General features: G+C 38.8%; 21 protein-coding genes. 14 read left to right on the top strand and 7 right to left on the bottom strand.

Annotated elements, in window-relative coordinates; translation table 11 throughout:
• Positions 1–33: 33 nt before the first annotated feature.
• Both B5473_RS03850 and B5473_RS03845 read right to left on the bottom strand, forming a co-directional pair.
• Positions 34–930 carry an alpha/beta hydrolase gene (locus B5473_RS03850; RefSeq protein ID WP_079523748.1) on the bottom strand — a complete coding sequence of 299 codons (897 nt, stop codon included), beginning with the start codon at positions 928–930 and terminating at the stop codon, positions 34–36.
• On the bottom strand, positions 927–1,544 hold the full coding sequence (locus tag B5473_RS03845; protein ID WP_079523747.1) for a YesL family protein: 618 nt from the start codon (positions 1,542–1,544) through the stop codon (positions 927–929). The genes B5473_RS03850 and B5473_RS03845 overlap by 4 nt, the downstream gene beginning before the upstream one ends.
• A gap of 167 nt (positions 1,545–1,711) precedes the next feature.
• On the opposite strand from B5473_RS03845, the gene B5473_RS03840 reads away from it, so the two are divergent.
• The 4 genes from B5473_RS03840 to B5473_RS03825 all read left to right on the top strand — a co-directional run bounded on the left by B5473_RS03840 (position 1,712) and on the right by B5473_RS03825 (position 5,683).
• Positions 1,712–3,019 (top strand): sugar ABC transporter substrate-binding protein, encoded by a 1,308-nt coding sequence (locus B5473_RS03840; RefSeq protein WP_079523746.1) that lies wholly within the window; start codon positions 1,712–1,714, stop codon positions 3,017–3,019.
• Positions 3,020–3,088: 69 nt separating this feature from the next.
• Positions 3,089–4,006 (top strand): carbohydrate ABC transporter permease, encoded by a 918-nt coding sequence (locus tag B5473_RS03835; protein ID WP_079523745.1) that lies wholly within the window; start codon positions 3,089–3,091, stop codon positions 4,004–4,006.
• Positions 4,007–4,030: 24 nt separating this feature from the next.
• Positions 4,031–4,834 (top strand): carbohydrate ABC transporter permease, encoded by an 804-nt coding sequence (locus tag B5473_RS03830; RefSeq protein ID WP_079523744.1) that lies wholly within the window; start codon positions 4,031–4,033, stop codon positions 4,832–4,834.
• A gap of 9 nt (positions 4,835–4,843) precedes the next feature.
• Entirely contained in the window at positions 4,844–5,683 is an 840-nt protein-coding gene (locus B5473_RS03825; RefSeq protein WP_079523743.1) for a Gfo/Idh/MocA family protein, read from the top strand.
• On the opposite strand, the gene B5473_RS03820 is transcribed toward B5473_RS03825, so the two are convergent.
• Positions 5,677–6,969, bottom strand: a complete 1,293-nt coding sequence (locus tag B5473_RS03820; RefSeq protein WP_079523742.1) for a transcriptional regulator — start codon at positions 6,967–6,969, stop codon at positions 5,677–5,679. The genes B5473_RS03825 and B5473_RS03820 overlap by 7 nt on opposite strands.
• An 83-nt stretch (positions 6,970–7,052) precedes the next feature.
• Here B5473_RS03820 and B5473_RS03815 point away from each other — a divergent pair, with 83 nt between their 5' ends.
• From B5473_RS03815 to B5473_RS03770, 10 genes are all read left to right on the top strand, one after another.
• Complete coding sequence (locus B5473_RS03815) at positions 7,053–8,069, top strand: NAD-dependent epimerase/dehydratase family protein (protein WP_079523741.1); 1,017 nt, start codon at positions 7,053–7,055, stop codon at positions 8,067–8,069.
• Positions 8,070–9,149 carry a dihydrodipicolinate synthase family protein gene (locus B5473_RS03810; RefSeq protein WP_079523740.1) on the top strand — a complete coding sequence of 360 codons (1,080 nt, stop codon included), beginning with the start codon at positions 8,070–8,072 and terminating at the stop codon, positions 9,147–9,149.
• Positions 9,118–10,131, top strand: coding sequence for a zinc-dependent alcohol dehydrogenase (locus tag B5473_RS03805; protein WP_254865235.1), 1,014 nt, complete (start codon positions 9,118–9,120; stop codon positions 10,129–10,131). Before B5473_RS03810 ends, B5473_RS03805 begins: the two co-directional genes overlap by 32 nt.
• 1 nt (position 10,132) lies before the next feature.
• Positions 10,133–11,185 carry a Gfo/Idh/MocA family protein gene (locus B5473_RS03800; RefSeq protein ID WP_079523738.1) on the top strand — a complete coding sequence of 351 codons (1,053 nt, stop codon included), beginning with the start codon at positions 10,133–10,135 and terminating at the stop codon, positions 11,183–11,185.
• A 10-nt stretch (positions 11,186–11,195) separates the two neighbouring features.
• Positions 11,196–11,825, top strand: a complete 630-nt coding sequence (locus B5473_RS03795; RefSeq protein ID WP_079523737.1) for a peptide ABC transporter substrate-binding protein — start codon at positions 11,196–11,198, stop codon at positions 11,823–11,825.
• A complete protein-coding gene (locus B5473_RS03790) occupies positions 11,822–12,796 on the top strand; it encodes a Gfo/Idh/MocA family protein (protein ID WP_079523736.1) in 975 nt (324 codons plus the stop codon). Before B5473_RS03795 ends, B5473_RS03790 begins: the two co-directional genes overlap by 4 nt.
• 74 nt (positions 12,797–12,870) lie before the next feature.
• Positions 12,871–14,394, top strand: a complete 1,524-nt coding sequence (locus B5473_RS03785) for a hypothetical protein (protein ID WP_079523735.1) — start codon at positions 12,871–12,873, stop codon at positions 14,392–14,394.
• On the top strand, positions 14,395–15,969 hold the full coding sequence (locus B5473_RS03780) for an FAD-dependent oxidoreductase (RefSeq protein WP_079523734.1): 1,575 nt from the start codon (positions 14,395–14,397) through the stop codon (positions 15,967–15,969).
• A complete protein-coding gene (locus B5473_RS03775) occupies positions 15,970–16,908 on the top strand; it encodes a GNAT family N-acetyltransferase (protein WP_079523733.1) in 939 nt (312 codons plus the stop codon).
• Positions 16,909–17,769 (top strand): ROK family protein, encoded by an 861-nt coding sequence (locus B5473_RS03770; RefSeq protein WP_079523732.1) that lies wholly within the window; start codon positions 16,909–16,911, stop codon positions 17,767–17,769.
• A gap of 56 nt (positions 17,770–17,825) precedes the next feature.
• Here the strand turns inward: B5473_RS03770 and B5473_RS03765 are convergent, their stop codons facing one another.
• The 4 genes from B5473_RS03765 to B5473_RS03750 all read right to left on the bottom strand — a co-directional run bounded on the left by B5473_RS03765 (position 17,826) and on the right by B5473_RS03750 (position 22,465).
• The gene (locus tag B5473_RS03765; RefSeq protein ID WP_079523731.1) at positions 17,826–18,908 is read right to left on the bottom strand and encodes an ABC transporter ATP-binding protein; all 1,083 of its coding nucleotides are present in this window, start codon (positions 18,906–18,908) and stop codon (positions 17,826–17,828) included.
• A 75-nt stretch (positions 18,909–18,983) separates the two neighbouring features.
• Entirely contained in the window at positions 18,984–19,835 is an 852-nt protein-coding gene (locus B5473_RS03760) for a helix-turn-helix domain-containing protein (RefSeq protein WP_079523730.1), read from the bottom strand.
• A gap of 81 nt (positions 19,836–19,916) precedes the next feature.
• A complete protein-coding gene (gene putP, locus B5473_RS03755; RefSeq protein ID WP_079523729.1) occupies positions 19,917–21,401 on the bottom strand; it encodes a sodium/proline symporter PutP in 1,485 nt (494 codons plus the stop codon).
• 89 nt (positions 21,402–21,490) lie between these two features.
• Positions 21,491–22,465 (bottom strand): proline dehydrogenase family protein, encoded by a 975-nt coding sequence (locus B5473_RS03750; protein ID WP_079523728.1) that lies wholly within the window; start codon positions 22,463–22,465, stop codon positions 21,491–21,493.
• Between the last annotated feature and the right edge of the window lie 254 nt (positions 22,466–22,719).

The following is a 22,719-nucleotide window of genomic DNA, read 5'->3' as shown; positions in this document are numbered from 1 at the left end:
CCCGCTACACTCGTGCGGGTCTCCATTTTACGGTTACTTCAATAATTTCGAAGTAATGTCCAATAGCCTCTTTTTAGCATCAAGGGCGATTGGTATGTCTTCCAAGTCGAATCCGTGCGTACATCCTTCGTAAATATCAAATTGGACTTGTACACGAGATTGCTGTAGTTTATCCACAAATTCACATACTTCCTCATAAAATAAATCGTGCGTTCCGATAAATGTATAAACAGGCGGAAGCCCTTCAACATTTGCATAAAAAGGCGATGCATAAGTAGGAATATTTTCACTATCCGGTAAATAAGCAAGCCAACTTTTTTTGTTTTTTTCAGCATTCCAAATAGCAGATGAAGTAAATTTCTTATGAAATGGCCTTTCTTTTGCATCAAGCATTGGATACAGCGGTAAAACCGCCGCGATTTTTGGTCCTTTTTCATCTCGAGCTTTTAAAGCAACGGCCAATGCCAAGTTTCCCCCGGCACTGGCACCACTTACGATAATTTTCGTTGGATCTATATTTAGTTCATCTGTATGTTCACTTATCCACTTTAAGAGGTCATACCCGTCGTCTAAAGCAGCAGGATAAGGATTTTCCGGAGCAAGACGATATTGCGGAATGAATACTACCGCTTGGAATTTATGTACAAAATCTGTTACATAAGGCACGCTGTCATCCGGACTGCCAAACACCATCCCCCCACCATGAAACCAAATAAAGCACGGCATATTTTGTTTAGCTTTCTCCGGCTGTATACGGATGACTCGTATATTTCCTATCATCATTTCTTCGATTAAACAATTATCAAGTTGGTAGTTTTTCTCGGAATAATGGACAAATGTGTTGTTCATGATCAGTTGCTCGAATGTACGAGAATTTTTTAATTTACGGTCAATACTTTCAACGAGTTCAGGGTGCAGTCCGTTTATCATGTTACAGCCTCCGTTACTTTTTGCTGTTCAATTTTCTTAAAGGAACGCAGAGAGAATTTCATAACGAACCAACTAAGCACACTCCCGGCAAATAAAGGAATTGCACCCGGCATAATATTGAAAATGCCATAGATCAATACGATACTTAACGCATTTAAAATGACCGTGAAAGGTGAAGTAACCGTAAATAAAAATGCTTGTTTGATCATTGCCAAAAAGGCTAAATCAAAATGGACATACACTGGAAAGAAGAAAAACAAAGTTCCGAAAATTAAAAAGGCAATGATAATAGTTGGTATGAGAAGGAAGGATAAAGAATCCACCATATATATCGCATAAAAGTCGATAGCTAAAATCAATACAATAATATAACTAATTGCGGCATACCCATTTCCTCTAAGCCACTCGGTTTTATAGACTTCCCAAAATGTCCTCGTAATCGGCTTCTCAATATCAAGATGAAATTGTCTTATTATTGTAAACAAAGCAATTGTCGCCGGAAATATACCGAAAACAAAAAGTCCAATCGCAGAAAAAAACAACCATAGAAAATTCAAGTAAATAATTTTTAATAGCTTTACACCAAAACTGTAAAACCCGTCCCAAAATGTCATAAAGTTAACCCCCCTTATCTTTATTATAAAATAAAAAATCTGAAAAATTGTGCAATTTAAATTAAGGACTTTTAATGGACTTGAGTTCCTCCTAATTTTTTTGTAGTCTGGAAAAAATAGCTATTTTGCTATTTTATACAAAGCAAAAATAAAAAGGGGGATGGGTTATGAGTAATACAATTTTTAAAAAGTTGGGACTGTTATTTTTAGTATTAGTGCTTTCTGTTGTAATGGCTGCATGCAGCGAAGATGAAACGGCTTCAACAGATGCAAATACAGATACGGATAATGGAAGCGCTAACACAGATACAGAAGAGTCTTCAGGATTATCAGGTGAAATCACAGTTTGGGCACACCCTTATACAGATGGCTCAACAGGTGAAGGGGATATGTGGAAAACATTTGCATCGGATTTTGAAGCTGAAACAGGGGTTAAAGTAAACTTCGAGCAAATTCCATGGGCAAATCGTGACCAAAAAATCTTAACGGCTTTAGCGGCAGGTCAAGGTCCGGACGTATTCTATGTAATTCCTGACCAAATGCCACAATACGCTGAACAACAATTAATTTTAGATATATCGCAATATGTTACAGATGAAGAATTAAGCGGTTTTGTACCAACTGCTATTGAAGCAACAAGTTGGAAAGGCAAACAGTACGGGATGCCAATTTTACAAACAGCGGAGTCTTTAATTTATAACAAAGATATTTTAACGGAATTAGGCGTTGATGAAAACAGCCTTCCGACAACATGGGATGAGTTTAAAGCTTTAGCTGAAAAAGCAAAAGCAGCTGGTTACTATGCATTCTCATATGCAGGTGGCGGTTCTTTAAATAACACGCTTTATCCATTTTTATGGCAAGCTGGCGGTAATGTAATTGATGAAGATAACAACATCTTAATTAACAAGCCAGAAGCGGTTAAGTCATTTGAATTAATTAACGAAATGTATACAAAGGGCTGGATTCCACAAGATTCAATTACAGCGCTTGATCATGACTCACTATACTTCGGCGGGAAATTATTAGCTGTAAATGGTTCTGGTATTTCGGTAAACCGCTTATTAGCTGAGAAGCCATTTGAGTTTGTTATTGCTCCACCATTAAAAGATGCAGAGCAATTAACTTATGGTACTGTTGGGATGTTTGTAGGTTCTGCGATTTCTAAAAATCCTGAAGCTGCAGCAGAGTTCATGAAGTATGTTACAAACACAGATAACCAACGTACATTCAATAATATTACACAATATATCCCGACACGTGATGAAGCGAAGGATATTTTCGATTCACAACAATACATGGCTCAATTAGCAGGCTACACAGAATTTGCGAAGCCAGGTGTGATTCACCCAGAAGGGCGTAATATTATGCCTTTAGTTCAAGCAGAAATTCAAGCAATGTTAGAAGGCAAACAATCTCCTCAGGAAGCTGCAGATAAGGCGGCAGACGCAATTGATAAGTTAATTAACAAATAATTTAAAAGGAGAGTTTGGTCGTGAAGATCAAACTCTCTCATTACTTCAAGTACAGAAAGGGTGAGGCATGTGACCTCTACAACTTCTAAACGATCATTTAGTGCACGGATTAAGAGGGAGTTAAACAAAAATTTATTAGTCTATGTCGTACTCGTTCCAGTAATAATTCATTTTCTTATTTTTCAAATATATCCATTTGCTTTAAGTTTTTATTTAACGTTTCATGACTGGAAAATTATTGGGGACCCTGAGTTTGTTGGGTTAAAACATTGGAAAAGTTTATTTGATGATGAAATCGCTTGGAAAGCAATATGGAATACAGTTAAGTTTTCCATCTATTATATAGTTCCGACAATGGCGCTTGGCCTAATTTTAGCAGTGATTATTAATTCGGGAGTTAAATTTTCAGGGTTTTTTAAAGGATTGTTTTTCTTACCTGTTGTTACATCATTCGTAATTATCGCAGGTATTTGGGGATGGTTGTTCCGCGGTACAGAAGATGGTTTTATAAACTATTTAATCGGTTTTGTCGGAATTAACCCGCAGCTGTTTTTATCCAGTTCATCACAGGCGCTTCTTGTCTTGGCAGGATTAAGTATTTTTAAAGTAGCGGGTACGACGATGATCTACTATTATGCGGGATTACAATCGATCGACCGTCAATTGTATGAAGCGGCTCGTATTGATGGTGCAAGTCCGTGGAAGATTTTCTGGAAAGTTACATTCCCGATGTTAAAGCCTATTCACTTTTACGTGGCGATTACAACAACGATTGGTTCATTCCAAATTTTCGACTCGGCGTTCTTGTTAACGAATGGGGGGCCAAACTACTCAACAACGACAATCGTGTATTACTTATATCATCAAGGGTTTACAAGTCTGAATTTAAGCTATGCAGCAGTCTTATCGTATGTGTTATTCTTTATCATTCTAATTATCTCGTTAATACAACGTAAATATATCGGGAAAGATCCAAATTATTATTAAGCTGGTGCGGGAAGGAGCAGATAAATGAAAAAAGTAATCTCTTATGCAGCATTAGCAATATTAGCAATCATTTTTATAATGCCATTCATCATCATGGTGTTCGGCTCATTAAAAGAAGTGAAACAGGCACAAATTGATCCGCTGTTTTGGCTGCCGACCAATCCATCAATCCAAAACTATATAACAATTTTTACGAATGGGATTTTTATACGATGGATCTGGAACTCTATCGTTATAACTGTCATTCCTGTTATTACTCAAATGCTTTTTGCGGCATTGCTCGGGTATATATTTGCGAAAAAGCAATTTTGGGGTAAAGAGGCAATCTTCTGGATTTTCATGGCAGTCATCATGATTCCTCAACAGTTATTTATTATTCCCAAATATATTATGTTCGCCGATTTTGGATGGATTAATACATATTGGGCATTGATAGTACCTGAATTATGGGCAATCATGGGTGTATTTTTAGTACGACAATTTTTACAGGGGATACCGAAAGATTTGGAAGAGGCTGCCTATATTGACGGGGCGAACGACTGGCAAATTTTCTTCAAGATTATTTTGCCGCTATCATTCCCGGTAATTGCGACAGTAGGGACTTTTGCTTTTATTTCAAACTGGAATGACTTATTTCAGCCGTTAATTTATTTAACAAATGAAAAGATGTTCCCTGTAACAGTTGGTCTTGCCTCGATGCTCGGTAAAGAAGGGAACTTCGGTGTCGAAATGGCAGGTGCAACAATTTCATTCATACCGACATTTTTAATATTTATTTTCTTCCAACGTTATTTTACAGAAGGAATTACAATGTCAGGTATTAAGTAGGGGGCTTCTATGAAAGTAGGTATGATCGGAACTGATTCAACCCATGCAATCGCATTCAGTGAAAGGCTACAGAAAAAAGGTCATGAGCTATTCGCATATCGGGGTGGATCTACAATTGAGTTAAGCAGAAAACGAATTGAACGAGTTTCAGCAGAGTTGAGTAGAAGAGGAATTCCTTTTATTACAACACTACAGGAAATGGCAGATATTTGTGATGCGTTTATCATTACATCGGTTGATGCCTCACAACATTTCGAGCAATTTGCAGTGTTGGCTGCTTCTGAAAAACCTATTTTTATCGATAAACCATTGGCACAAAATTATGAGCAGGCGAGTTCTATTATAGAACTTGCCAATGAAAAGGGAATTCCTTTGATGAGCTGCTCGGCTTTACGCTTTGCTGAAGAAATTCAACAGGCAAAATCTAAAAAAAGCATCGAGGCAGTGGATATCATAACTCCATTGCCGATGCTGCAGGAATTTGACTATTACTATTATGGTATACATGCAGTAGAGATGATCAGTGCGTTAAAAGGTACCTCTGTCAAAGACGTAGCTGTTACCTTTAATGATCAGCAACACTTTATCACATTAACATTTCAAGATGGGACTGTCTCTTCAATTAGAGGGTACTTACAGCATCGTCAAAGTTTTCAATTTGTAACACATACTCAGCAGCAAAGTGAATGGTTTGAAATTGCTGAAGGAGATGTCCGATTTTATGACCGCCTGATTGATGCAATGGAGCAGTTTTTTATAGAGAAAAAAAGTCCCATTAATCAAACAGACACACTGCAAATAATTAAACTATTAGATCAAGTAAAGTATATTACCAGCACAACTTACTGATTCTTTATATCTTCTAAAAACTGAATATAATAGATGCGTTTAGGACGTCCGCGGTGAGCTACCTTTTCCTCGCCGATAATATCAACAAGTCCCGCATCCAGCCATTTTAGCAGTATCCGATTTGCGCTTCGTAACGTAATGTTCAATGTTTGAGCAAGTTCTTCGGCCGTATAAATAAACTTTTGATGCTTCATAATACGACCCATTAATTTGGAAATATAGGAAGCAGACATACCGGCTTTTTCCGCCCGTTCCAATAACTTTAGATCTGTTATGACTAACGGGTACTGTTCATAGTTAATAAAAACGGTCGTATCGATTGGACCGATTACACTATTATCTTCACGCACGATATAACAAAGGTTTGGTCCGTTTTCATTTGCCTGGTAGAGTGCTTGTTTGGCATGACGCCCTGAATCATTTGCATTGATTCCAAAGCCGACACCGATTGTGCAATTAATTTTCAGCTCTTCTTTAAAGCGGGAAAGAAGCGGCAAATGTTTGTACCCTAATGTTTCGCGCTCAAATTGTCCACGGGTCGTAATAAAACTGTATTGTAATGGATTCAACATGATTAAATGACCATCCATTTGTTGTGTGAACTGCTGAAGTATTTGTTCCACTTTCGATTGTTCTTGTTTAGCGATCGATTCAAATTGAATCAAACCGTACACAATTTGGCTTTCTTTGTTTTGTCGCCCTTTAGAAGCCAATAATATCCGTTCAAAAGCAACAATCAATTCCTGCTTTGTCGGAATTAAGTAGCGACATTCGATATTATGTTCACTTAATGATTCATACACAGAGGCAATTGTAGTAACCGGGAAATAGCCTTGTTCAGAATGTTTTATATGATTTTCCAATATGACATCAACCGATTCGCCTTCAGAAAACACATAGTCGATTTTATGATGTAACTGATGTGTAATCGACAAAATGGTGCTTTGTTGCAACAAGTCAAAACAATAATACTTCTGTTCATTTTGTATTTTATGGGTTAATAGCAATTCGTATAGCTGAAGCGCTCTACTATTAATCTGATAAAGCTGCAAAGATGAATCATAGAATTTTAATTGCTGGAAAATATATGGATCTGCAGCGACAAGCATTTCATATTCATATATAAATCGCTGTAACTCGTCCGTCATTATAAAGTCTTGTGTTAAAAAATAATGTGGTTGGATATTAGGGAATCCACGTAAAGCTTCTTTAATTGTATCCTGCAAAATTTCAGGAACAATAATCCCTACTAAACTTTGTGAGGTATACGGAAGTGCCTTATTCATTATGTCTGTGCCTCCAAAAATCCATATTAATATAATTTTACAGAAAGATGTAAGAATATTCAATTTATAAAGGGGTGACCGCAATGCAAACGGTACAACAATTAGAAGAATTTATGACAAAACCTTCCGCAGCATTAGTAGAGGATATAAAAAAAATTGATGGTGATATTTTAATTTTAGGAATTGCAGGAAAGATGGGTCCTACTTTAGCAAAAGTGGCGAAGCGTGCTGCTGAAGAAGCGGGGATCGAGAAACGGATTATCGGTGTGGCCAGATTTTCAAATAAAGAAATGAAAGAAGAGCTGGAAGCAGCAGGGATCGAAACAATTACCTGTGATTTAATGGATGAAGAGCAACTCGCTCAGTTGCCGGATATTCCGAATATCATTTTCATGGCGGGAAATAAATTCGGTACAGTTAATAACGAACACTTCACATGGGCGATGAATACATACGTACCAGGTCGTGTGGCAGACAAATTTAAAAACTCAAATATCGTCGTATTTTCTTCAGGCAATATTTATCCATTTACACCTGTAACAGCGGGCAATTGCGGAGAAGACGTTACACCGGTTCCCGTTGGTGAATATGCAATGTCCACATTAGGAAGAGAACGTATTTTTACGAATTTCTCCAATCGCTTTCAAACAAAAATGCTTATGTTCCGGTTAAATTATGCGATTGATTTACGATATGGGGTTTTATTGGAAGTTGCAAAATCAGTCTACAATAATGAGCCTGTTGATGTCACGATGGGCAGTGTCAATGTCATCTGGCAAGGGGATGCAAATGAATACGCGATTCGCTCGCTATTACATTGCGATTCACCTGTGAAAATTCTGAACGTAACAGGGCCGGAAACTTTGTCTGTTCGCTGGCTGGCGAAGGAGTTTGCAAGACGCTTTAATAAGGAAGCTATAATTATAGGGGTCGAACAGGAAACAGCATTATTAAATACAGCGGCCCATGCCCATAAATTATTTGGCTATCCCCGTGTATCCATTGAGCAAATGCTCGATATGGTTGCAAATTGGGTGGAATTAGATGGTGCCACATTAAATAAACCAACGCATTTCCAAGAGCGAAAAGGGGCGTTTTAAATGAATGAAGCGGTAAAAAAAGCATTGTTTGACGGTGCATTTATTCCGGCACATCCATTAGCGTTAAACGAAGACAAATCATTGGATGAAGTAAGTCAGCGTGCCTTGACGAAGTATTATATTGACGCGGGTGTCGGGGGCTTGGCAGTTGGTGTTCATACGACACAATTTGAAATTCGTGATTCCCGATTCAACCTGTATGAGCGTGTTCTTTCAATTGCAATAGATGAGATGAAGAAAGCGAATGTACCGGAATCCTTCATTAAAATAGGTGGTGTTTGCGGTCCGGTAGAGCAGGCGAAAAATGAAGCGACAATTTTAAAAACGCTCGGATATGATTTAGCTTTACTAAGTATGGGAGGACTCCAGCATTTATCAGAAGCCCAGTTATTGGAGCGTACGAGAGAAGTAGCCAAACTCATTCCTGTAGTTGGTTTCTATTTACAGCCATCAGTAGGCGGTCGTGTATTCACTTATCAGTTTTGGCATGAACTTGCCAATATAGAAAATGTATATGCGATCAAAATGGCGCCATTTAACCGCTATCAAACATTAGATGTCGTTCGGGCGGTATGCAATAGCGACCGTCGGGATGAAATCGCTCTTTATACAGGAAATGACGATAATATTGTCATTGATCTATTAACCGAATATGCATTTACAATCAATGGCGAAACCGTAAAAAAGAAAGTAGTTGGCGGACTGTTAGGGCATTGGTCAGTATGGGCGAAAACTGCCGTTCAATATTTTGAAGAGATCAAGGCAGCTAGAGATAAAGCACAAATTGATGCAAGCTGGTTATCAAGAGCCATCGAAGTGACAGATACGAATGCTGCTTTCTTCGACCCGGCACATTCCTTTAAAGGAAGTATTGCAGGAATCAACGAAGTATTGACGAGACAAGGATTGTTAAAAGGAAACTGGTGTCTGGCAGACCATGAAGTATTAAGTGAAGGTCAAGCCGATGAAATAACTCGTGTTTATAAAATGTATCCGCATTTAAATGATGATGCATTTGTTAAACAAAATTTAGCAAAGTGGAAATCAGGTGAGAAGAGTGAAAGCTTTACAAGCACATGAGGGTGTCGTGAAAATAGCCGAAATCGCTCAACCTGAGCTTTTTGAAACAGGGGTATTAGTAGAGACCTATTATACTGCTGTTTCACCAGGGACTGAACGGTTATTAATTGAAGGTAGTAAACAAGGTGTACGACAGCTTGGATATAGCGCTGTTGGTAAAGTGAAGGAAATTGGACAAAGTGTTACAACTGTTCAAGTTGGTGATATCGTTGCCTGCTACGGCGCACCTTATGTTGGACATATGGAGCGGCTTGTTGTACCGGAAATATTAGTAGCGAAATGTTCTGCAGAAGTATTGCCCAAACATGCGGCATTCGCAGCACACGGCACTATTGCCATTCATGCTATACGTCAAGGACAGCTGCAGTTCGGTGAAACAGTTGTAGTGATCGGGTTAGGTGTACTTGGCCAAATGATTGCAAAGATTTGTGCAGCAGCAAGTTATGACGTCATCTGCTATGAACCTAATGTAAAAAGAGCTGAAATGCTGAAAGGTACACCGGGCGTTGAAGTTTTTTCGGATTTAAAAGAAATGGAACAGCATATTTTGGATTATACGAAAGGGCATGGTGTAGATGCTGTTCTCTTATGTGCTGGAGGCAAACATTCTGAAACAACTCCCCGTAGCCTTGAGTGGGTTCGTAAGCAAGGAAGAATCGTTATTGTCGGGGATGTAGAACCACAATTTAATCGAGAACAATTGTTTATAAAGGAAGCGGTCATTACGATTTCAAGAGCAGGCGGACCAGGTCGCTATGATGCTCGCTATGAAAGAGAATCGATTGACTATCCGTATCATTATGTTCGTTGGACGGAAGGACGCAATCTGGCAGCCTATATTCGTTTATTGGAACGAAAGGCGATAGATGTTTCTGACTTTGTGCAACTGGAAATTCCTTTTGAAAATTCAGCCGGTGTGTATGACATATTAGAAAGCAGTGAGGCATTGACCGCCATCATTGAATATTCGGGAGGGAATTAACATGTTAAAGGTTGGTGTAATTGGAGGAGGATCTATTTCCGAGTACCATTTAAAACCTTATTTTGAAAATCCCAATGTAGAGATTGTTGCGATTTGTGATAGTGATGAACGAAGACTGAATGCGTTAGGTAAAAAATACGGTGTAGAGAATTTATATTTAAAAGTGAGTGAGTTCCTTGCGAATGAGGAAATTGATGCAATCAGTATTTGTACATGGAATAATTCCCATGCAGAAATTGCAATCCAGGCACTCCAAAAAAACAAGCATGTTCTACTTGAAAAACCATTAAGTTTATCGCTTGATGAAGCTTATGCAGTTGAAGCTGCGGTAAAAGAATCGAATAAGATTTTACAAGTTGGCTATGTACGTAGATTTGCAACAAATGTAGGCGTTCTTAAAAAATTTATTGATGCAGGGGAACTGGGCGAAATTTATTATGCGAAGGCTTCATGCATACGCCGATTAGGCAATCCGGGCGGCTGGTTCAGTGATATTAAAAAATCCGGCGGCGGACCTTTAATTGATTTAGGAACGCATATGATCGACCTTTGCTGGTATTTAATGGGGAAACCAAAGCCGATTTCAGTTTCAGGTAATACGTACAAAAAGTTAGGGAATCGCGCCCATATTGAAAACTTATCTTTCTATAAGGCAGCTGATTATGACGCCGAGCATAATGATGTTGAAGACCTTGCAAATGCGCTCATTCGTTTTGAAAATGGTGCTTCCCTCTATGTGGATGTAAGTTTTACACTACATGCAAAACAGGATGAAGTATCCGTAAAACTTTATGGTGAAAATGGTGGTGCCGAAGTAGAACCGGAACTGACCATTATAAAAGAGCAGCATGAAACAATTTTAAATATTACACCACAAATCGATTTGTTAAGTTTCGATTTCGCAGGTTCATTCATCAACGAGATTAATCATTTTGTGGATTGCTGTATTAATAATGTGCAGCCTATTTCGACGGTAGAAGACGGGGTTGAAGTGACGAAAATGTTGGCGGCGATTTATGAATCAGCTGCAACAAATCAAGAAATAAAATTGTAGGTGATTACTAGTGAAAATCGTATTGGAAAAAGACCGGCAGCTACTTATGCACTCTCCACTGTACCGATTTACAAACGAGAACAGTGACGAACCTAATACCGTAACAATTTTGCAACAGCCTGCAGCAGATGCCTATAAGCCATTTTCAATTTCTGATAAACAAGGCTGGATTTATTTCGATTTATGGTCATATTCTTTTGCCATTCAATTACAAGAAGTGTTGAAAGCACATGATACGGTAAAAGGCGTCCTTCGACTGCGGAGAACGACGAATAATTTCTCATATATAGAGGAAGATATCATCGCATTATCGGAATGGTTTGGAACCGTTCGTAACGTATCGGTACGTTCAAATGAAATCGGAGAGAATCATTATACGATCGTTCTTTGTGAATTCGGTGAATCGATTATGACCCATTTAGAATACTGGACGGGTCAGGATCGTATAGAATTTGAATGGAGCAGCCATCTGCATATTGCAGAATTTGATAGTTTACAAATGACGGGTGACAGTGACAACAATCAAAATCTGTTCAAAAATATAGATGCAGTTCATCAGTATGCGGTTCAATGGAATAATATCTATGATGAAAAACTGGCTGCTGTACGACTACTCCTGCAACGAGGTGAACTGCGATGAACATTGGCATTATGAGCTTTGCACATATTCATGCTACGAGCTATGCGACGGCAATTCAGCGAATACCCGGCACGAAACTAACCGCTATTTATGATACTGATACTACGAGAGGTATGCATGCGAGTAAGCAATATGATGTACCATTTTTTGCAGACATGAGTGTATTTTTAGCAGAGGATATCGATGTTGTGCTTATTTGCAGTGAAAATGTGTTTCATAAAGAAATGGTAATTGCGGCGGCTAAGGCGAAAAAACATATTTTATGTGAAAAACCGATTGCTACGAATATTGATGATGCAAAAGAGATGATTGATGTATGTAAAGAAAACGATGTGCATTTATCAATTGCATATCCGGTCCGCTACAGTGCACCTATCCGAGATTTAAAGGCAGCCATTGATGCAGGGGAACTTGGAGAAATTGTTGCAATCCGCTCTACTAATCGCGGGCAAAACCCGGGCGGATGGTTTGTCGATGAGGGATTGGCAGGTGGTGGTGCGGTATTGGATCATACCGTCCATATGGTAGATATTATGCGCTGGTATATGAACAGCGAAGCAAAAGAAATTACAGCATTTGCGAATAACTATTTCACCGAACTTGATACGGATGATGCTGGAATCATGACAATTGTATTTGATAATGGAGTAGTTGCTTCACACGATGCAAGCTGGTCACGGTTCCCGGAATTTCCGACATGGGGTGATGCGATGATTGAAGTAATCGGAACGAAAGCTACTCGAAAAGTCGATGTTTTCAACGAGAAGCTTAACCTGTATGGGAAAGGCCGTAAATCGCTCACCCATTTATACAGCGGAAATGATACCGATTTTGATTTAATTGTCGATTTTCTAAATTCAATTCAGCAACAAAAGCAGCCGCTTATTTCCGGTTATGATGGATTGAAATCTTTAGAAATTGCGTTGGCAGCATATGAATCAAATAACAGAAAGCAAGCAGTAAAACTATAGGACAATTCAAAGGATACTCGTAACGGGTATCCTTTTCGTTCAACCAAAGCAATTATTGAAAGGGATCGATGCAGATGAACAAACTACAAAATTATAAAAATGAAATTGAACAATTTGCATTTGAGGAACTAGAGCGCTTTTATACGGGGGATAAACCAGTCGTTTTTGAACGATTGAATACTTCCGGCAATGGAGATGAATTTGTAATTGATCAAACTGAAAACAATTATGTGATTCGCGGGAATACAAGTCGTTCCTTGTTGTACGGGGTGTATAAACTGATTGAAAAGGTAGAAGGGCTTGTATTTTTGGAGTTGGGGAAGGAGAAAAAAATCGGCATTCAAGGGCTGACAAGTACTTATGAAGGAAAACCGAAATTCAATCGTCGAGGGAATGTATTTGAAACAATCGATGACATCCCTTTTTTAAAGAGGATGCTAGATGTTGGTACTAAAAATGGACTAAATGAAGTATTCTTTACATTTTTCCTATGGGATGAAGTGAAGGAGGCGCTTTTGCCTGAAATAAAAAAGCGCGGGATTGATGTCACGTTAGGCGGGCATAGTTTACGTTATTTATTGGCAAAGGCAAAAGGAGTTAGTGTTTCCGGAAAGGCAGCTGCTGATGGAGCGGTAAATGATTTAGTTGGAGAGGAAACTGAATTTACAGCGGCAAATACGCTAAAAAATCAGGACTTTTTACAGGATGAAAAAGCGCAACAATCAGTCATCGAAGTAATAGTATCTTACTGTGAAGCAGAACCTGTTATTCAACGGATCTCACTCTGGCCGGAAGATGTAGGAGCAAAAGGTGAAGAAGCAAAGCTCTTTTTAACTCAATATATGGCATTCACCGAAAAGCTCCAGCAAGCATTAGCAGGTGCAGGTTTACAAGTGGAAGTAGAGCATATCGTCTATAATGCCGGGTTAAGTTGGGAAATGCTAGAGCGCAAAGAACAGCAGGTGAGTTCGGCCGATGTTTTATACGCTTATTGGGGACGTAATTATGCACATAGTTATGAATCGGAACGTGATATGCGTGCATGGGAAAGTCTAATGGATTGGCGCAGGTCAACTGACAAACAGATTACTGTTTTTGAATATTACAGTGACCACTTTATGCTAAGTGAACTTTTCCCGCTATTATTTAAACGAATAGCGACAGATATTGAAAAGTATAAAGAAGCCGGGTGTGATGGAATGGTCAATTTAGTTGTTCCACTCCATAAAATCGCAAAGGCCCAGCCACATATGGAGCAATACGATTATCAGCAGTACCAGCAATTAAATAATGCTGTATTTGCACGGTCGCTTTGGGAAGATGTAGAAACTGTTTCGTATTTACTGTCACCGGCAATACAGCAGCTCGCAGAAGAAATTGAACACATTTTTGCTCAAAACAGTCAGTATAACGCCATATTTTTCCCAAGCCGAGTTGTAGAGGCCAAAAACCCGGAAGCGAAACTTGAAGTACTGAAGTTATTAAATAAAATGGAACAGTTGCTGCAACAGGGGCAAATAGAGGAACCGCTTCAACAATATGTGGAGTCATTACAGCGCGTCGTTCAGGCTACGAAATCACGTTGGGAGGCTTTATAAATGTGGGAATCGGTTTATTATTACCGTAAAAAAGAAAAGAGACAGCAGCATTACAAGCAGGATGTATTAATATACGGAGCAACACCTGCAGGCATTACAGCAGCAATCACCCTTAAATTGAAAGGGCATGATGTTCGTATTGCTGAATGCAGCCGCTTTGTCGGCGGGATGACGACAAGTGGGTTAGGGGCAACAGACTTAGGTGCTGAACAGGCGATTGGCGGTTTAGCAAAGCAATTTTATGATGAGATTGCACACCACTATCGTAGCGAAAAATGTGTACGTTTCGAGCCGCATGTAGCAGAACGTATATTTAAAACATGGTTAGAAGAACATGAGATTGATATCCAGAAGGAGCAATTTATTGAATCAGCTCTTATTGAAGACCGGCAAATTCAGCAAATCGTTATGACAGACGGTACAACCTATGAAGCGAAGCAATTTATTGATGCCAGTTATGAAGGTGACTTGCTGGCACATGCAGGGGTTGAATATATTGTAGGAAGAGAAGCAAGCACAGTTTATAAGGAAATTTATAATGGGGTGCAATTTGGTACACAGCATCACAAATTTGAAAGTTTTATCGATCCGTATATAGAAGAAGGCAATCCGGCAAGCGGACTATTGTATGGAATTTCAGATGAGGTTGTGAAAGAGCACAATGGTGAGGGTGATCATCGTATCCAAGCTTATAATTTCCGGATGTGTTTAACAAAGGAACAAAAAGTGCCGTTCCCAAAACCAAATGGATATGAGCGTAATCATTATGCACTGTTGTTACGCTATATAAAGGCAGGGCATTGGGACGCGATGAAGTTACATACCCCTTTGATGAATGGAAAAACCGATTTAAATAATTATGGGGCATTTTCGACGGATTTTATCGGAATGAATTATGCATTTCCTGATGCGGACTATGGAATAAGAGAAAAAATGTATCAGCAGCATGTGACGTATGTTGCAGGGTTACTGTACTTTTTAGCCAACGATGAAGAAGTACCGCTTGATATTCGTGAGGAAGTAAGACAATGGGGATTGGCGGCAGATGAGTTTACCGATACAGGCAATTGGCCGCGCCAGCTGTATATAAGGGAAGCAAGGAGAATGTTAGGCGAGTATGTCATGACAGAACACAATGCACTACAGCGAGTAATTTGCGAACAACCTATTGCAATCGCATCTTTTCATATGGATTCACATAATTGCCGTCGCGTCGTCGTCAATGGGCGAGTAATGAATGAAGGCGATATCCAAGTACCGGTAAAACCATTTATGATCGATTTGCGTTCGCTGTTACCGAAGAAGGAGCATTGTACAAACTTAATTGTTCCAGTATGCCTAAGTGCTTCTCATATTGCATATGGTTCAATTCGGATGGAACCGGTATTTATGATGCTCGGGCAAGGGGCCGGTACTGTAGCGTCAATTGCACTGCAGGAAGGGAAACCAGTTCAGGACATTTCATATGAACAAGTAAAACAACAGTTAATAGAACAAGGGCAAGTTGTTGAATGGGATGAAAACTTTATCGATGATCCGTTACGTCGTATGGAAGAAACGTTTGGGGGGAAATAGATGCTAAAGCCAGTAACAAAAGAAGCTCACAAGGACATAGTAGACTTATGGAATATTTGTTTGCCTGACTTTAAGTTGTCGGATCGCTTGCTTGAACAAAATACTTGGCAATCACCTTATGTTTTAGATGAGGGAAGTGCGATAAAGGAACTAGACGGGAAAATTGTCGGAGTTGTCGTTGCAAAAGTTTGGCATAATACTCACGGCGTTTCTTTAAATAAAGAACATGGCTGGATTCAAATGCTGCTTGTGCACCCGGATTACCGTCAGCAAAAAATTGCGACAGAGCTTTATCAATATGCAGAAAAGGCCCTTCTCAATAATGGCATAAAGAAAATTCAGCTTGGCGGGGATTTAGGCCACTTATTATGCGGAGTCCCTCTTGGTGAGCGGGAAGGTGTTGCATTCGCCGAAAAGTTGGGCTTTAAAAGAGTTGTCGAAAGTGTAGATTTTACAAAAACGATAGCAGAACCATTGTCACTGCCTGAAAAAAATAATGTTCAATTTGTTTTATTAGAAAAAGAGGAACAACAGCAACTCATTGATTTTATGACCCAGTCTTTTCCCGGGCGTTGGACTTTTGAAGCACATGACTATTTCTCTCACGGAGGTACAGGAAGAGATTATGTCGTTGTGAAATGGCAAGGTAAGATTGTTGGGTTCTGTCGTATAAATGACGAACATAGTGCCTGGAAAGGGCCGAACTATAATTGGGCGGAGCAGTTTGACCGATTAGGCGGCATTGGTCCACTAGGGGTAAATGAAGACTATAGAAATTATGGCTTAGGGCGTGCGGTTATTGACGCTGCAGAATATTATTTGCAGCAACGTGGTAAAGAAACGTTCTTTATCGATTGGACAGATTTAATCGCCTTTTATGAAAAGCTTGGCTATACGATTTGGAAAAACTACGGAATTTTTGTAAAGCAGGTGGACTAAATGTGGATTTTAAGTGCTGATATCGGAGGGACAAAATTAGCACTTGCTTTATCGAAGCAAGAACAGCCGGAAAAATTAATAAAGCAAATTGAAGTAAAGAGTCCCCAGCAATCGGAGGAATTATTTGAGGCAATTATTGCGGGTTTTCATAAGCTTCTGGAAGATGAAGAGGGGGATGTTATAAAAGTTGCGGTCGGTTTACCGGGGATATTGGATTTACAACAAGGGCTTGTAGTCTTTCAGCAAAACTTGCCATGGCGTAATTTTCCGCTCATCCAAAGACTTGAAACGGCATTTCCGAAAGCTCAGGTTTTTATGGAAACAGATATGATGACAGCGGCAAATGGAGAATATAAAATCCGTCATTTTGAAAAAGAGACATTCATTTATGTCACGATCAGTACAGGAATTGCATGCTGTATTATTCATGAAGGAAAGTTTTTAAGAGGTGCTGGAGTTCCCGGAGAAATCGGTTTTTCGTTAACAAGCGCAGGTGCCTATTTTGAAGAAGTATGTGCTGGACCTGGATTATTAAAGAAGTTACAGCAACATACAAATGAAGAAGGGACATTACAGCAATTTTTTGAGCGCTACTATGAAAAGGATGAACGTATTGTTCCACTCATTCAAGAATGGCAGCAGGAAATCGCTCAGAAGGTTCAAAGTTTCATCCTATTAATAGATCCGCATGTTGTTGTGCTAGGTGGAGGAGTTATGAATCATCACCCACAAATTGTTGATGAAATTTCCCGTTTAGTTGATCAGTATTTCAGCCTGCCATTCTTTAAACATAAAAAAGGCAGAGTGCAAGCAAGCTTAAATAAAGGCAATGCAGGACTGATAGGTGCAGCGATGCTATAAAAATTAAAAGAAGCAGTCAGAGTTTTTTCTGACTGCTTCTTTTAATTATTTACTAATCAGCGAATACGCATTTCAGTTGCCGGATCAAAGAAGTGTGCTTTAGCTAAGTTAAAGTTAAGTGAAAGCTCCTGACCCATAGCTACATCTGCATCTGCATGTATTTTACCTACAAATTGCTGATCATCAATTGATGCATAAACAATCATTTCTGCACCGGTTAATTCGCTTACTTGCACTTTAGTTTTAACGATACTGCTTGAATCTTGTTTATTGCCGTCATGAATATCTTCAGGACGGATACCTAAAATAATTTCACGGTTCGTATAGTTTTGTTCTTTTAATATTTTTAATTTTTCTTCGGGAATGCGAACTTTTTCGCTGGCGATTTCAAAATATTCTCCTACGACATTCCCGCGAAGGAAGTTCATAGCTGGCGAACCAATAAACCCGCCAACAAATACATTTTCAGGTGTATCGTATACTTCACGCGGCGTTCCGATTTGCTGAATGACACCATCTTTCATTACAACAATTCGAGAAGCCATTGTCATCGCTTCCGTCTGATCGTGTGTAACATATATCGTCGTCGTATTTAAACGGTAATGGAGTTTCGTAATTTCAGAGCGCATTTGTACACGAAGTTTTGCATCCAAGTTCGATAATGGTTCGTCCATTAAAAACAGTTTCGCATCACGAACAATGGCGCGTCCTAATGCAACACGCTGGCGTTGACCACCGGAAAGGGATTTTGGCTTCTTGTCCAATAAATCCGATAATCCTAAAATTGCAGCAGCTTCGCGTACTTTTTTATCAATTTGATCTTTCGAGAATTTACGTAGTTTCAAGCCGAAAGCCATATTATCATATACATTCATATGCGGGTAAAGTGCATAGTTTTGGAACACCATTGCAATATCACGGTCTTTTGGTTCTACTTCATTCACTCGTTTGCCCTCGATGCGTAGTTCCCCTTCGGAAATCGATTCAAGTCCTGCCACCATACGCAATGTCGTAGATTTCCCGCATCCTGAAGGACCAACAAGTACAAGGAATTCACCAGGTTCAACCTTTAAATGAAAATTTTCAACAGCTACATAGCCATCGGGATAACGTTTTACAAGATGATCAAAATCTAACATAAAAAACCAGTCCTCCTTTTTTCATATTATAAAAGAATAAGAGGGAGCTGCCTTTGTGCATTGTGCTTAAATTTTTCAGGGATATTTTGTAAGTTTATTCAATTGTGCTGCTAAATAGGCTAATAACAGGTCGTCACTGCGCTTTAAGTCCAACGAAGTTTCTTCAAAATACCGCTGTGTACGATACAACAACGTGTTGCGGTGTATATGCAATTCTTTTGCGGCTGATGACATGTTTCCATTATGGGAGAAAAGCGTTGTAATGGTAGTGATCATTTCATCATTTAAATTATTGAACAGTGAATGCTGCAAGTATTTTTGTAATGAAAGATTTAAATGTAAAGGCAGTAAAGACAGGAAGCATTCAGAAAATGTATAAATCGTTTGATGTTGCCGTTCTAAAATGGCCTGAAATATTTTTTGCTCCGATGAGAAAGATTGGGGGAGCATTTCAGAAACCGGCAGCATTTGTCCTATGAAAAGTTGTCCATGCAAATAAAAGTCATTTTCCAGTATTGCAATAAAGCCTTCCAGTTCTTCCCGTGAATAATCTTTAAATAGAATAATCCAGAAAGTAGTAGGAGAAACTTCAAGAAGATAAGCATCATGCATAAAGAAAAGTTCGATAGCATACTTTAATTGTTCGGCATCATTACTGATATGATATTGTAAAATACGAATAGAAGAGTAAGTAGCTGGCTTTGGAACAACACCTTGAGTCAATAATAGTAACCAAGGATCCGTCTGCTCACTACATTCATGATAAAAATGCTTTAACAATAGCGCATCCCGTTCTGTTATTTCACTTTTGGCGATTTCATACCAGCATGCATTAGGTGAATCATAAAAAATCGTTGTTGCAGAATTGTGGGCTGTCGGGTATGTATGATGTTGCTTAAGGGAAGGGAATAGTTGTGCAAGTTGCATAAAATAACCTCCATCAAAAGTTTTTCTGGATATTGAAAAAACGGTATATCTTTATAAAAGATCATACCGTTTTTATTGTTGCTATTGTTCTTCTTTTAAAATACGCTGAGTTTCATTGAACTCTTCTTCGATTTCCGCATTTGGTTTATACGTTAACATACTTACTACAACTGCAACGACTAAACACGCGATAAAACCAGGTACAATCTCATAAAGCGTGCTTGATAAACTATCCGTACGTCCCCAAACGAATGCAACCGCGGCACCTGCAACCATACCGGCAAGTGCTCCGTAGTTTGTAAGCTTGCGCCAGAATAGAGAAAGTAAAATGATTGGACCGAATGCTGCACCGAAACCGGCCCATGCGAATGCTACCAGGCCTAAAATTGTGCTTTCAGGATTCCACGCAACAATTGCCGCAAAGATAGATACGAATAGTACAGCGACACGACCTAAAAATACGTAATGTTTATCTGTCGCAGTTTTATTGAATAAAGCTTTATAAATATCTTCAATAAGTGCTGAAGAAGTAACGATTAATTGTGAAGAAATTGTACTCATAACCGCTGCTAAAATTGCTGCAAGTACAATCCCTGCAATGAACGGATGGAATAAAATTTGCCCCAGTACAATAAATACCGTTTCCGGATCCTTTAATTCCGTACCTTGTTGCTGGAAGTATGCTACACCGACCAAAGCAGTTGCAAGGGCACCTATTAAACTGAAAATCATCCAGCCAATACCGATACGGCGCGCACTTTTCGTTTCTTTTACAGATGAAATCGCCATAAAGCGTACGATTATATGTGGCTGACCAAAATAGCCAAGCCCCCATGCAAGAGAAGAAATAATAGCCGCAGCTGTCACAGTAGATGGAAGAAGGCTAAACATTTCCGGATCTACCGATTTAATAGAATCAACCGTTTCTCCAATACCGCCAGTTAAGAAAATTCCAAAAACAGGAACAGCAATTAATGTAATAAGCATAATAAGACCTTGAATTACGTCCGTATAACTAACAGCCAGGAATCCGCCAAATAAAGTGTAAGCGACAACTACTGCAGATACGAATAGAAGACCTGTATGATAATCCATTCCGAATGAGCTTTCAAAAAACTTACCGCCTGATACCATTCCGGAAGATACATAGAATGTAAAGAATACTAAAATGATAATTCCTGATGCAATACGTAATAGTTTTGTATTATCACGTAAACGGTTATCCAAATAACTTGGAATTGTAATGGAATCCTTTGTTACTTGTGTATAAACGCGTAAACGAGGTGCCACTAGTAACCAGTTCAAATAAGCACCGATTGTTAATCCGATTGCAATCCAAGCTTCTACAAGACCTGATAAATAGATTGCACCTGGAAGACCCATTAACAGCCAGCCCGACATATCTGCTGCACCGGCACTTAATGCTGTTACCGCTGCACCGAGACCGCGTCCGCCTAACATATAGTCTGTCAGGTTGCTAGTTTTTCGGAAGGCATACCAGCCGATACCGAGCATCAAGATCATGTAAAGAATAATGGCTAACAACTGATAGCTATAATCTGACATAAAGACAACTCCTTTATTGATAATTTTTGACTAGTTTAACATGTTGCAATAGATGGTAGTCAACGCAATAAAATATGGCGCTTCTGTACTTATCTATACTTTTTAGACATACGTCCAGCTAAAAACGCACCGGCTGCAACAGCTAAAATTGTATTTGTTTTTTTCGTAAATACTTGTTTTGTGACAAGAGTCAGGTTTTGCGGGCGTTCAGCTAAACGACGCATAAAGTAGCCGTACCAATCATTACCAAACGGTACATACGTACAGAAGTTGTATCCTTCTTTTGCAAGACTCAGCTGCATTTCTTTACGGAAACCATAAAGCATCTGGAACTCAAATTTATCATTTGGAATATTATGCTTTTCGACAAATTGTTTTACATGATTAATTACATTGTGGTCATGTGTTGCAATCGAAGTGAATTTGCCATGTAGTAAATGGTATTCAATTTGCTCGATAAACTTGCGATCAATATCGGCTTTATTTTGATAAGCGACAGATTCGTCTTCTTTGTAAGCACCTTTTACGAGACGTAAACGGTAATCTTTAAAGCGTTCGACATTTTCATCTGACTCGAAAAAGTATGCTTGAATTACAGTGCCAACATTATCGTATTCCGCATGGATTTTTTCCAAAAGCTCAAATGAAGGGTGTAGACGAGCATAGTTTTCCATATCAAAGTTAACAAAAATCTGATATTCATTTGCCAATGCTACGATCTCTCTTAAATTTTCATAGCTAAAATCAAAATCAATATCCAATCCTAACTGAGAAGGTTTTAAAGAAATATGTGCATCAAGATTTTCACTGTGAATGCGTTCGATTACGGCTAAAATTTGCTCTTTTGCAGCAAGCGCGGCAGACTCCTCAAATACAAATTCTCCTAAATTATCGACAGTGCAAGAAATACCCTGTGCATTTAAATGCTTGATGCTTTCTATAACTTCATCGATATTTGTACCTGCAACGACACTTTGCGCCCCCAGCTTAAATCCGTATTTTTGGGCTGCAGAATTTAATGTTTGATTCTCTGAAAGTGCGATAAAAAAATCTTTTAATGACATTTTAATCAATCCCCCTGCGATTAAAAAAGTATTTTATTGTTATTGACGTGAGTATAAAACAAAAAATTCAAAAAAGGAAATAAAATTTGAGAGGATTAATGTTTGCTAGAAGGAAAAACGAGAAATAGCAACGGTTTTTAACGTAAAAAAGTTTTGCTGAAATACTTTATTAAAACGTTTACATGCTCTAAAAAACATCATTTATAAAATGTGCAAAATAATATTGCACTTTGGAAAAAGAAAAACAGACCCAC

The sequence above is a fragment of the Solibacillus isronensis genome (genome assembly GCF_900168685.1).
GTDB lineage: Bacteria > Bacillota > Bacilli > Bacillales_A > Planococcaceae > Solibacillus > Solibacillus isronensis_A.
This window is presented reverse-complemented; position numbering and strand designations above follow the sequence as displayed.

Excerpts from the sequence above, each read along its gene's own strand:
- B5473_RS03850 (WP_079523748.1), bottom strand. The coding sequence starts at position 930 with ATGATAAACGGACTGCACCCTGAACTCGTTGAAAGTATTGACCGTAAA.
- B5473_RS03845 (WP_079523747.1), bottom strand. The coding sequence starts at position 1,544 with ATGACATTTTGGGACGGGTTTTACAGTTTTGGTGTAAAGCTATTAAAA.
- B5473_RS03840 (WP_079523746.1), top strand. The coding sequence starts at position 1,712 with ATGAGTAATACAATTTTTAAAAAGTTGGGACTGTTATTTTTAGTATTA.
- B5473_RS03830 (WP_079523744.1), top strand. The coding sequence starts at position 4,031 with ATGAAAAAAGTAATCTCTTATGCAGCATTAGCAATATTAGCAATCATT.
- B5473_RS03825 (WP_079523743.1), top strand. The coding sequence starts at position 4,844 with ATGAAAGTAGGTATGATCGGAACTGATTCAACCCATGCAATCGCATTC.
- B5473_RS03820 (WP_079523742.1), bottom strand. The coding sequence starts at position 6,969 with ATGAATAAGGCACTTCCGTATACCTCACAAAGTTTAGTAGGGATTATT.
- B5473_RS03815 (WP_079523741.1), top strand. The coding sequence starts at position 7,053 with ATGCAAACGGTACAACAATTAGAAGAATTTATGACAAAACCTTCCGCA.
- B5473_RS03810 (WP_079523740.1), top strand. The coding sequence starts at position 8,070 with ATGAATGAAGCGGTAAAAAAAGCATTGTTTGACGGTGCATTTATTCCG.
- B5473_RS03800 (WP_079523738.1), top strand. The coding sequence starts at position 10,133 with ATGTTAAAGGTTGGTGTAATTGGAGGAGGATCTATTTCCGAGTACCAT.
- B5473_RS03790 (WP_079523736.1), top strand. The coding sequence starts at position 11,822 with ATGAACATTGGCATTATGAGCTTTGCACATATTCATGCTACGAGCTAT.
- B5473_RS03785 (WP_079523735.1), top strand. The coding sequence starts at position 12,871 with ATGAACAAACTACAAAATTATAAAAATGAAATTGAACAATTTGCATTT.
- B5473_RS03780 (WP_079523734.1), top strand. The coding sequence starts at position 14,395 with ATGTGGGAATCGGTTTATTATTACCGTAAAAAAGAAAAGAGACAGCAG.
- B5473_RS03775 (WP_079523733.1), top strand. The coding sequence starts at position 15,970 with ATGCTAAAGCCAGTAACAAAAGAAGCTCACAAGGACATAGTAGACTTA.
- B5473_RS03770 (WP_079523732.1), top strand. The coding sequence starts at position 16,909 with ATGTGGATTTTAAGTGCTGATATCGGAGGGACAAAATTAGCACTTGCT.
- B5473_RS03765 (WP_079523731.1), bottom strand. The coding sequence starts at position 18,908 with ATGTTAGATTTTGATCATCTTGTAAAACGTTATCCCGATGGCTATGTA.
- B5473_RS03760 (WP_079523730.1), bottom strand. The coding sequence starts at position 19,835 with ATGCAACTTGCACAACTATTCCCTTCCCTTAAGCAACATCATACATAC.
- putP (WP_079523729.1), bottom strand. The coding sequence starts at position 21,401 with ATGTCAGATTATAGCTATCAGTTGTTAGCCATTATTCTTTACATGATC.
- B5473_RS03750 (WP_079523728.1), bottom strand. The coding sequence starts at position 22,465 with ATGTCATTAAAAGATTTTTTTATCGCACTTTCAGAGAATCAAACATTA.